Source organism: Pseudomonas moorei, from assembly GCF_008801475.1.
In the GTDB taxonomy this organism is placed as follows: domain Bacteria; phylum Pseudomonadota; class Gammaproteobacteria; order Pseudomonadales; family Pseudomonadaceae; genus Aquipseudomonas; species Aquipseudomonas moorei.
Genome location: NZ_VZPP01000013.1, coordinates 184884 through 195660, shown reverse-complemented (window position 1 = coordinate 195660; position 10777 = coordinate 184884). Strand labels below are relative to the sequence as shown.

The window sequence follows — 10777 nt, the reverse complement described above, 5'->3', positions numbered from 1 at the left end:
CCCGCCAGCTGATGGCGCTAATGGGCTGAAAGGCCTTTTTTCGTCTGTTGCCCGCACAAAAAACAAACGCCCCGAACAAGTCGGGGCGTTTGTTGGGCTGGCCTTCAGTGTGTTTTCACACAGTCTGCGTAGGCTGCTTTTTTTCTGCATCGGAAGCTGGACTTAAGCCAGTTTTTCCTTGATGCGAGCTGCTTTACCGGACAGGTCACGCAGGTAGTACAGCTTGGCTTTACGTACGTCACCGCGACGCTTGACAGCCATGCTGTCGATTTGCGGGCTGTAGGTCTGGAAAGTACGCTCTACGCCAACACCGTTGGAGATTTTACGAACGGTGAATGCACTGTTTACGCCGCGGTTACGCTTGGCGATAACAACACCTTCGAACGCTTGCAGACGCGAACGGTCGCCTTCCTTCACTTTCACCTGAACGACAATGGTGTCGCCCGGGGCAAAGGTAGGGATCTCTTTGGTCATCTGCTCTGCTTCGAGTGCAAGGATGATTTTGTTAGTCATGCTGTGCTCCTAAGGTAAATCGTCGGAATTACCATCGATACGTTGTTAACTATCGTCCCGCTCGCGGATGTATTCCTCGAGCAGCTTCTTCTCTTCTCCAGAAAGCGAGCGGCTTTCCAGAAGATCGGCGCGTCGTTCATAGGTCCGACCAAGGGACTGCTGTAAACGCCAACGCCGGATGTGCGCGTGATTGCCACTTAGCAATACGTCGGGAACACGCTGATCCGCATACACCTCCGGTCGGGTGTAGTGCGGGCAATCCAGCAAACCATCCGTAAAGGAATCTTCCTCGGCGGAGTCCGCATGCCCTAAAGCTCCAGGCAGCAGTCGTGTAACCGCATCGATCAGGACCATCGCCGGCAGCTCACCGCCAGACAGTACATAGTCGCCAATCGACCACTCTTCATCGACATGAGCATCAATAAAACGCTCGTCAATGCCTTCATAGCGGCCGGCAATCAGGATCAATGCATCCAGATTCGCCAACTCGCGCACCGCCGACTGAGTCAGTTGGCGGCCTTGGGGCGACAGGTAAATCACCTTCGCGCCCTCCCCGGCGGCTGCCTTGGCTTGAACCAGAGCATCTTCCAGGGGCTTGATCTTCATCACCATGCCCGGACCACCGCCAAATGGGCGATCATCCACAGTGTGATGTCGATCCGTCGTGTAGTCTCGCGGATTCCAACAGGTGAGCTGCAAGAGCCCCTGTTTCACCGCACGACTGGTGATGCCGTACTCGCTGATGGCGGAGAACATCTCGGGAAACAAACTGATCACTTCTACGCGCAAGTTAGCCACGCTTAGAAATCCGCGTCCCAATCCACCTTCATCTCGCCTGCGGCCAGGTCGACAGCCAACACGCATTGCTCGGTATAGGGCAACAGGCGTTCGCGATCATCCAGGCTGCCAGCGCAAGGCTTGACCACCATTACATCATTCGAGCCGGTCTCGAGCAGGTGATCGATCTTCCCGAACAGTTGTCCGAGGGTGTCGATAACCTTGAGACCTTCCAGCTGGTACCAGTAGTACTCGCCGTCGGTCAGTTCAGGGAACAGGTTGCGCGGCACGCAGATCTCATAACCGGCCAGAAGACGAGCTTCCTCACGATCATCGAGACCCTTGAGCTTTGCGACCAGGAACTTGTCGTTCCCGCGTCCGCTGACCAGCTCTACCTGCTTTACATTGCCGTCACGCTTGAGCGTCCAGGTTTTGTAATCCAGCAGGTTCTTAATCGGATCAGTAAAGGAATACACCTTCACTTCGCCGCGAACGCCGTGAACCGAATAAATCTTGCCGATAACGATCAAATCATCAGCAACAGCTGGCGTCGCGTTCATATTGCTCAGGCCGCAGCCTTAGCAGATTCCTTCAACAACTGAGCAACGCGCTCAGAAGGTTGTGCACCAACGCTCAGCCAGTAGGCTACGCGCTCTTGGTTCACGGACAGACGGACTTCTTGACCACGAGCAACCGGGTTGAAGAAACCAACCTGTTCCTTGTGCGAACCGTCGCGCGGGTTGCGGCTGTCGGTTACGGTCAAGTGGTAAAACGGGCGCTTTTTGGAGCCGCCAAGGGCAAGACGGATTGTTAGCATGTGAACATCGTTCCTGTAGTCGGTGCTGCAAATCTAAATGCACAGCGGGCATGGGTGCCCGAAAGGCCGCATATTCTAAGGAATATCCGGACTTTTGCAAATGACTTTTTCCGGCGCCTGTTGGCCGCCATGCAGATTTGCCATAGAGCCGTCGTTGAAAACGGCCGATCAGCTCCCGCCTATGCGGGTTTGCTGGAGATCCCACTTCCCTGTGGGCTGCGCCAGAGCAAGCTCTCGCGCGTATTCTTTACATTTTCGGCATGCCGCCGCCGGGCAACATACCGCCCATGCCGCGCATCATTTTGGCCATTCCGCCTTTCGCGGAGAATTTCTTCATCATCTTCTGCATCTGCTTGTGCTGCTTGATCAAGCGACCGATGTCCTGCACTTGCGTGCCGGAACCCATGGCGATACGACGCTTGCGCGAACCGCTGATCAGCTCAGGGTCACGACGCTCGGCCGGGGTCATGGAGTTGATGATGGCTTCCATCTGCTTGAATTGTTTTTCTGCCGCGCTCTGGGCGTTGCCCATCTGCGCCAGGTTCACACCACCCATGTTCGGCAACTTGTCCATGAGGCCGCCGAGGCCGCCCATGTTTTTCATCTGTTGTAGCTGATCACGGAAGTCTTCGAGGTCGAAACCCTTGCCCTTCTTCAGCTTCTTGGCCAGTTTGTCGGCCTTGTCCTTGTCGAGGGTCGCTTCTGCCTGTTCGATCAGGCTGAGCACGTCACCCATGCCGAGGATCCGCGAAGCAATACGTTCAGGGTGGAACGGATCGAGCGCTTCGCTCTTCTCGCCCATACCGATGAACTTGATCGGCTTGCCGGTGATGGCGCGCACCGAAAGGGCCGCACCGCCACGGGCGTCGCCGTCAACCTTGGTCAGGATCACACCGGTCAATGGCAGCGCATCGCCGAAGGCCTTGGCCGTGTTGGCGGCATCCTGGCCGGTCATGGCGTCGACCACGAACAGCGTCTCGACCGGGTTGATCGCGGCATGCAGCGCCTTGATCTCGCCCATCATCTCTTCATCGATGTGCAGGCGGCCGGCGGTATCGACGATCACCACGTCGATGAATTTGAGTTTTGCTTCCTTAATAGCGGCTTGCGCGATCTCGACCGGCTTCTGGGTCAGGTCGGAAGGGAAGAAGGTGACGCCGACTTCGCCCGCGAGCATTTCCAGCTGTTTGATCGCCGCTGGACGGTACACGTCCGCGGACACAACCATGACCGACTTCTTCTTGCGTTCCTTAAGAAAGCGCGCAAGCTTGCCGGCGGTGGTGGTTTTACCAGCGCCCTGCAAGCCGGCCATCAGGATCACGGCAGGCGGAACGGCGCTCAGGTTCAGGTCTTCGTTGGCCGCGCCCATCAGGCTTTCGAGTTCGGCCTGGACGATCTTCACGAAGGCCTGGCCCGGCGTCAGGCTGCGCGACACCTCGGTGCCGACAGCGCGTTCCTTGACCGAATTGACGAAGTCTTTGACCACCGGCAAGGCGACGTCGGCTTCAAGCAACGCCATGCGCACTTCACGCAGGGTGTCTTTGATGTTGTCCTCGGTCAGCTTGGCCTTGCCGGTGACATGGCGCAGCGTCTGCGAGAGACGGTCGGTTAAGTTTTCAAACATTGCGCGATCCTTTCAGGCCCTGTGTAGACCGGGATAGTGGCGGCCCAGACCGGACTAAACGTGTACTCGGCGAGCCTGCGGCGTGGGCAGGTCGCGGATTATAGCGAAGACTGCGTCTGGCGGACACCTCGCACTTTCGTGCCGTGTGGGTTCTATGCCAAACTCATCGGCTTTCGGGCTTGCCTAACAGGACTTATGCTCCCTTTGTCACCCAGTTTGCTAACCACCCTCGCCGCCGCCTGCTTGTATGCCGCTGCGACTTTCTATCAGGGCACTCGCCTGGCCAACGGCGCCAAGGCGAACAAACGCCTGCTCGTCACGCTCGGCGTGCTGGCGGTGCTGGCCCATGGCGCCAGCCTGGTCACACATCTATTGACGCCAATCGGCCTGGGCCTGGACTTCTTCAGCGCCGCCAGCCTGATTGCCGTGGCCGTCATAGCCCTGACCCTGCTGGCCTGCTCACGCATACCGGTGGAAAACCTGCTGGTGCTTCTGTTCCCTCTGGGGGCCGCAACAGTGCTGCTTGCGCAATTCGCTCCGGCCGGCACCGTACAGATCATTGATGAAGAACCGGGCATCCTCGCTCATATCCTGCTGTCGATCCTCGCCTACGGCATGTTCACCATCGCGGTGTTCCAGGCCTTGCTGCTGCTGGTTCAGGACCATCAACTCAAGCACAAGCACCCCTCGGGACTGATCAAGAACTTCCCGCCGCTGCAAACCATGGAAAGCCTGCTGTTCGGCTTCCTCTGGGCCGGCTGGACCCTGCTGTCCCTGTCGCTGATCTCGGGCTGGTTGTTCGTCGAAAACCTGTTTGCCCAGCATCTGGTACATAAAACCTTGCTGGCCTGCCTGGCCTGGATCGTCTTCAGCGTACTGCTCTGGGGTCGTAACCGCCTCGGCTGGCGCGGACATAAAGCCATTCGCTGGACCCTTGCCGGTTTCTGCCTGCTGATGCTGGCGTATTTTGGCAGCAAGCTGGTTCGTGAATACATCCTGCATATCTGACGGGCGGTATTAATGGACGACTTGCCCATAGGGCCGATGCTCGCAGTAGTGGCCCTGCTGATTTTATGGTCGGTGCTGTTTACCGCCATTGAGGCTGCTTACCAGCATGTGCTGGCCCGGCGCATTGCCACACGCTCAAGCGACAAGCCGCTGGCCAGGCTGAGCTTTCCGCTCAACAGCCTGATCCTGTGCAACACCCTGTGCCGTGCACTGGTGGTGGTCATCAGCACCTTGCTGGCCATTTTTACCTGGGCCGAAAATGGCCCGTGGGTGGCCTGCCTGGGTGCGACCGCCATTTTGCTGGTGTTCGCCGATTACCTGCCACGTGCCCTCGCCACCCGCCATCCGGATGCGATCCTGGCCCTGGGCAACAACCTGCTGCGCATCCCGCTGAAGATCATCTACCCGGCAGCCTGGCTGCTCAACGCCACCAGCCAATTGCTGCTGCGACCGCTCGCGCGCAAAGCCAAAGTGGTGCAACAGAGCGAAGACGAGCCACCGAAAGCCCAATACGACGATCGCGAACCCGCCATCTGCCGTCCGCACTCGTTGCCAGGCATCCATGCGCTGGACAACATCACGGTCAACGACATTCTGGTACCGCGCAGTGAAGTCGACGGGATCAACCTTGACGATCCCATCGAGGAAATCATCGAGCAACTGCGCCACAACAAGCGCACCCGCCTGCCGGTATTCCACAGCGATATCAATCAGGTCGAAGCCGTGCTCAACACCCGGCAAATCGGCCACTTGCTGCCCGATGCGAGCCTGACCCTGGAAGCACTGCTGGCTGCCAGTCGCGAACCTTACTTCGTGCCCGAAAGCACGCCACTGCAACTGCAACTGCTGAATTTCCACAAACAGCAACGCCGGCTGGGCATGGTGGTCGACGAGTACGGCGAGGTGCTCGGCATCGTGACCCTGGAAGACATTCTCGAAGAAATCGTCGGCGAGTTCGAAAGCCAGCAAAGCCTGAACAACCCGCACATCCATCCCCAGGCCGACGGCCGCCTGGTCATCGAGGGCGCCGCCTCGATACGCGAACTCAACAAGAGCCTGGGCTGGCATCTGCCAAGCGACGGCCCGAAAACCCTGAACGGTCTGGTGACCGAGGCGCTGGAAACCATCCCCGAGAGCGCGGTATGCCTGAAGATCGGTCGTTATCGCCTGGAAATCCTCGAGACCGAGGACAATCGGGTGACACGGGTACTGATCTGGCAGATCACCCCGATGCCGGTGGTGATCTAGAATTCGGTGCAACTTCCCCTGTGGCGAGAGAGCAAGCTCCCTCGCCACTGAAAACCACGCTACCCCAAGCCCCTTGTTGAATCGTTAGCCACCTTCCTATAATCGAGCCGCTTACCCAAGCCGCGCCGCCCCTGTGCTTACCCTGCACACCACGGGTTACGGCCCGACCACCCGTAATATCCGCAACAAACCGACGACTGTTCCTACCTGGAATGGCGACCGCGCCTCCACCCACATCCCTGGGTATCGACCATAATAATTCGCTCCACTGGGGCACATGACTGTCAGGGATAACCGCATGACGACCAGCACGACTTACAGTGATTCCACACCCGCGCAACCGACGAACTCCGCCACCCGCGTGGCCACGGCGAGTTTCATCGGCACCGCCATCGAGTTCTACGATTTCTACGTCTATGCAACCGCAGCCGCACTGGTGATCGGCCCGGTATTCTTTCCGCAGACATCCGGCACGGCGCAGATGCTTTCGGCATTCCTCACGTTCGGCATCGCATTCCTTGCACGCCCACTGGGTTCGGCGCTGTTCGGTCACTTCGGCGACCGTATCGGCCGCAAGTCCACCCTGGTGGCCTCCCTGCTCTTGATGGGGGTGTGCACCACGCTGATTGGCGTGCTGCCGGGCTACGACAGCATTGGGGCCTGGGCGCCGATTCTGCTCTGCGTGCTGCGCTTCGGCCAAGGGCTGGGGCTGGGTGGCGAATGGGGCGGTGCCGCCTTGCTGGCCACGGAAAACGCGCCCAAAGGCAAACGTGCGTGGTTCGGCATGTTCCCGCAATTGGGCCCTTCCATCGGTTTTCTGGCGGCGAACGGCCTGTTCCTGACACTGGCCATGGCCCTGAACGACGAACAGTTCCGCTCCTGGGGCTGGAGGATTCCGTTTCTGCTCAGCGCCGTACTGGTGATGGTCGGGCTGTATGTGCGCCTCAAGCTCCACGAAACCCCGGTGTTCGCCAACGCCATGGCACGCCAGGAACGGGTGAAGATTCCGCTGATCGAGCTGTTCAGCCAATACTGGGCGCCGGTTTTGCTGGGCGCCGGTTCGATGGTGGTGTGCTACGCGCTGTTCTACATCTCGACCGTGTTTTCGCTGAGCTATGGTGTGGCGACACTCGGCTACTGCCGCGAAACCTTCCTCGGCCTGCTGTGCTTCGCCGTGCTGTTCATGGCCGCCGCCACGCCGCTCTCGGCCTGGGCCAGTGACCGCTTCGGGCGCAAGCCGGTGCTGATCATCGGTGGCGTGCTGGCCATTCTGTCCGGGTTCTTGATGGAACCCCTGCTGACCCAGGGCTCAACCTGGGGCGTGGCGCTGTTCCTGTGCATCGAACTGTTTCTGATGGGCGTGACGTTTGCGCCAATGGGCGCTCTGTTGCCGGAATTGTTTCCGACCCACGTGCGCTACACGGGCGCCTCGGCCGCCTACAACCTGGGCGGTATCGTCGGGGCCTCGGCGGCACCGTTTTTCGCGCAAAAACTGGTGGCGATGGGCGGTTTGAGTTATGTCGGCGGGTATGTATCCGGGGCAGCGGTGCTGAGCTTGATTGCGGTGCTGTGCCTGAAGGAAACCCGGCATAACGATTTGAATCGGGTCGCCTGACCGACCGCCATCGCGGGCAAGCTCGCTCCCACAGGATTGAAGTCGGACACGGAGTTACGGTACGACAAAGAACCTGTGGGAGCGTGGCTTGCCCGCGAAAGCGTCCTGATTGGCAAAACATATCCCCAACCGGTCGCGAATTTTCCCCACCCGTTACCGCCCCGCTCTACGCGTAACAGTATATCCCCGCTATACTCATCGGCTTTTCCTGAATAAATGCCAATAGGGTCCCGCCGCGCATGGATAAGACCTACCAGCCGCACGCCATTGAAACCTCCTGGTACAACACCTGGGAGTCAGAGAATTACTTCGCCCCGCAAGGCGCGGGCGAGTCCTACACCATCATGATCCCGCCGCCGAACGTCACCGGCAGCCTGCACATGGGTCACGGCTTCAACAACGCGATCATGGACGCCCTGATCCGTTTCCGCCGCATGCAGGGTCGCAACACCCTGTGGCAGCCGGGCACCGACCACGCCGGTATCGCCACGCAGATGCTGGTGGAGCGTCAACTCGAAGCCAAAGGCCAGAGCCGCCACGACCTGGGGCGCGAGAAATTCCTCGAAAAAGTCTGGGAATGGAAAGATGAATCCGGCGGCAACATCAGCCGTCAGATCCGCCGCCTAGGCTCGTCCGTCGACTGGAGCCGCGAGCGCTTCACCATGGACGACGGCCTGTCGGAAGCGGTGAAAGAAGCCTTCGTACGCCTGCACGAAGACGGCCTGATCTATCGCGGCAAACGCCTGGTCAACTGGGACACCAAGTTGCACACGGCGATTTCCGACCTCGAAGTGGAAAACCACGATGAGAAAGGTTTCCTGTGGAACCTGAAATACCCGCTGGCCGATGGCGCCAAAACCGCTGAAGGCAACGACTACCTGATCGTCGCGACGACTCGTCCGGAAACCATGCTCGGCGACGCCGCCGTGGCCGTGAACCCGAACGACGAACGCTACAAAGCCCTGATCGGCAAATTTGTCGAGTTGCCGCTGGTCGGCCGCCGCATCCCGATCATCGCCGACGATTACTGCGACCCTGAATTCGGCACCGGCTGCGTGAAAATCACCCCGGCCCACGATTTCAACGACTACGAAGTCGGCAAGCGCCACAACCTGCCGCTGCTGAACATCTTCGACAAGAACGCCAACGTCCTGCCAGTCGCCCAGGTATTCAACCTCGACGGCACGCTTAACGAAAGCATCGACGGCAAGATCCCGGCCGAATACGCCGGTCTCGACCGTTTCGAAGCCCGCAAGCAGATCGTCGCCGCGTTCGAAGCCGCAGGCCTGCTGGTCAGCGTTGACGATCACGCCCTGAAAGTCCCGAAAGGCGACCGCTCCGGCACCATCATCGAGCCGTGGTTGACCGACCAGTGGTACGTGTCCACCAAGCCTTTGGCCGAGCCCGCCATTGCCGCCGTTGAAGACGGCCGCATCCAGTTCGTGCCCAAGCAGTACGAAAACATGTACTTCTCCTGGATGCGCGACATTCAGGATTGGTGCATCAGCCGCCAGCTGTGGTGGGGTCACCGGATCCCGGCCTGGTACGACGAATCGGGCAAGGTCTACGTCGGCCGCGACGAAGCCGAAGTGCGCGCCAAGCACAACCTCGGTCCGGACGTTGCACTGCAACAGGACAACGACGTTCTCGACACCTGGTTCAGTTCGGGCCTGTGGACCTTCTCGACGCTCGGCTGGCCTGAGCAAACCGAATTCCTGAAGAAATTCCACTCCACCGACGTGCTGGTGACCGGCTTCGACATCATTTTCTTCTGGGTTGCCCGGATGATCATGCTCACCATGCATTTGGTGAAGAACGAAGACGGCACGCCACAGGTTCCGTTCAAGACGGTTTATGTGCACGGTCTGGTGCGTGATGGCCAGGGCCAGAAGATGTCCAAGTCCAAGGGCAACGTCCTTGACCCACTGGACATCATCGACGGTATCGAACTGGAAGAGCTGGTCAGCAAACGCACCTCCGGCATGATGCAGCCGAAACTGGCAAAGAAGATCGAGAAGCAGACCCGCGAAGAATTCGCCGACGGCATCGCCAGCTACGGCACCGACGCCCTGCGTTTCACCTTCTGCTCGCTGGCGTCCACCGGTCGCGACATCAAGTTCGACATGGGCCGCGTCGAAGGCTACCGCAACTTCTGCAACAAGATCTGGAACGCCGCGCGTTACGTGCTGGACAAGGGCGAAGACTGTGGCCAGAACGGCGAAGCCTATGAGCTGTCCCTGGCTGACCGCTGGATTATCTCGCAACTGCAACGCACCGAAGCCGAAGTGACCCGCCAACTGGACCAGTTCCGCTTCGACCTGGCCGCCCAAGCCTTGTATGAGTTCATCTGGAACCAGTACTGCGACTGGTACCTGGAACTGTCCAAGCCTGTGCTGTGGGACGAGAATGCACCGGTCGAGCGTCAGCGCGGCACTCGCCGCACCCTGGTTCGCGTGCTGGAAGTGGCCCTGCGTCTGGCCCATCCGTTCATGCCGTTCATCACCGAAGAAATCTGGCAGCGCATTGCGCCGCTGGCCGGCATCGAAGGCAAGACGATCATGTTGCAACCTTGGCCGGTGGCCAATGAAACACGCATTGATCAGGCCGCTGAAGACGACATCGAATGGCTCAAGGGCCTGATGCTCGGCACGCGTAACATCCGTGGCGAAATGAACATCGGCCCGGGCAAACCGTTGCCGCTGTTCCTGAAGAACGTCAGCACCGAGGACCAGCGTCGTCTCACTGAAAACGAAGCCTTGCTGAAAAAACTGGCGCGCCTCGAATCGATCACCGTACTGGCAGCGGGCGAAGAAGCGCCGCTGTCGGCGACCGCGCTGGTCGGCGAGATGGAAGTGCTGGTACCGATGGCCGGCCTGATCGACAAGGGTGCGGAACTGGCGCGTCTGGACAAGGAAATCCAGCGCCTGCAAGGCGAAGTGCAACGGGTTGGCGGGAAGCTGTCCAACGCCGGCTTCGTCGACAAGGCACCGGCGGAGGTCATCGAGAAAGAACGCGCCAAGCTGGCCGAAGCCGAACAGGCTCTGGGCAAGCTGGCGGAGCAACACGCGCGGATTGCCAGTCTGTAACGGCAAGTCGCAATGAAACAGGGAGGCCCGGGTGGCCTCCCTTTTTCATACCCGCGATTTGTAGGAACTGGCTTGCCAGCGAAACGCCC

At 59.5% G+C, this 10777-nt stretch carries 9 protein-coding genes; 4 read left to right on the top strand and 5 right to left on the bottom strand.

Annotated elements, in window-relative coordinates; translation table 11 throughout:
- Positions 1-162: 162 nt before the first annotated feature.
- From rplS to ffh, 5 genes are all read right to left on the bottom strand, one after another.
- Positions 163-513 carry a 50S ribosomal protein L19 gene (rplS, locus tag F7R06_RS24230; protein WP_003175895.1) on the bottom strand — a complete coding sequence of 117 codons (351 nt, stop codon included), beginning with the start codon at positions 511-513 and terminating at the stop codon, positions 163-165.
- 45 nt (positions 514-558) lie between these two features.
- A complete protein-coding gene (gene trmD / locus F7R06_RS24225; protein WP_077046481.1) occupies positions 559-1311 on the bottom strand; it encodes a tRNA (guanosine(37)-N1)-methyltransferase TrmD in 753 nt (250 codons plus the stop codon).
- Between the two features lie 2 nt (positions 1312-1313).
- Positions 1314-1850, bottom strand: coding sequence for a ribosome maturation factor RimM (gene rimM, locus F7R06_RS24220; protein ID WP_007972729.1), 537 nt, complete (start codon positions 1848-1850; stop codon positions 1314-1316).
- Positions 1851-1855: 5 nt separating this feature from the next.
- The gene (rpsP, locus tag F7R06_RS24215; protein WP_003198088.1) at positions 1856-2107 is read right to left on the bottom strand and encodes a 30S ribosomal protein S16; all 252 of its coding nucleotides are present in this window, start codon (positions 2105-2107) and stop codon (positions 1856-1858) included.
- A gap of 247 nt (positions 2108-2354) precedes the next feature.
- Positions 2355-3731: a signal recognition particle protein gene (gene ffh, locus F7R06_RS24210; RefSeq protein ID WP_090324937.1), complete on the bottom strand. Its 1377-nt coding sequence runs from the start codon at positions 3729-3731 to the stop codon at positions 2355-2357.
- 195 nt (positions 3732-3926) lie between these two features.
- Here ffh and F7R06_RS24205 point away from each other — a divergent pair, with 195 nt between their 5' ends.
- The 4 genes from F7R06_RS24205 (at position 3927) to F7R06_RS24190 (ending at position 10688) form a co-directional block, all read left to right on the top strand.
- Positions 3927-4739, top strand: coding sequence for a cytochrome C assembly family protein (locus F7R06_RS24205; RefSeq protein ID WP_090324938.1), 813 nt, complete (start codon positions 3927-3929; stop codon positions 4737-4739).
- Between the two features lie 12 nt (positions 4740-4751).
- The gene (locus F7R06_RS24200; RefSeq protein ID WP_090324940.1) at positions 4752-5987 is read left to right on the top strand and encodes a CNNM domain-containing protein; all 1236 of its coding nucleotides are present in this window, start codon (positions 4752-4754) and stop codon (positions 5985-5987) included.
- Positions 5988-6285: 298 nt separating this feature from the next.
- Positions 6286-7602 (top strand): MFS transporter, encoded by a 1317-nt coding sequence (locus F7R06_RS24195; RefSeq protein WP_090324942.1) that lies wholly within the window; start codon positions 6286-6288, stop codon positions 7600-7602.
- A 239-nt stretch (positions 7603-7841) separates the two neighbouring features.
- Positions 7842-10688: a valine--tRNA ligase gene (locus F7R06_RS24190; protein ID WP_090324943.1), complete on the top strand. Its 2847-nt coding sequence runs from the start codon at positions 7842-7844 to the stop codon at positions 10686-10688.
- The last annotated feature ends 89 nt before the right edge of the window (positions 10689-10777 follow it).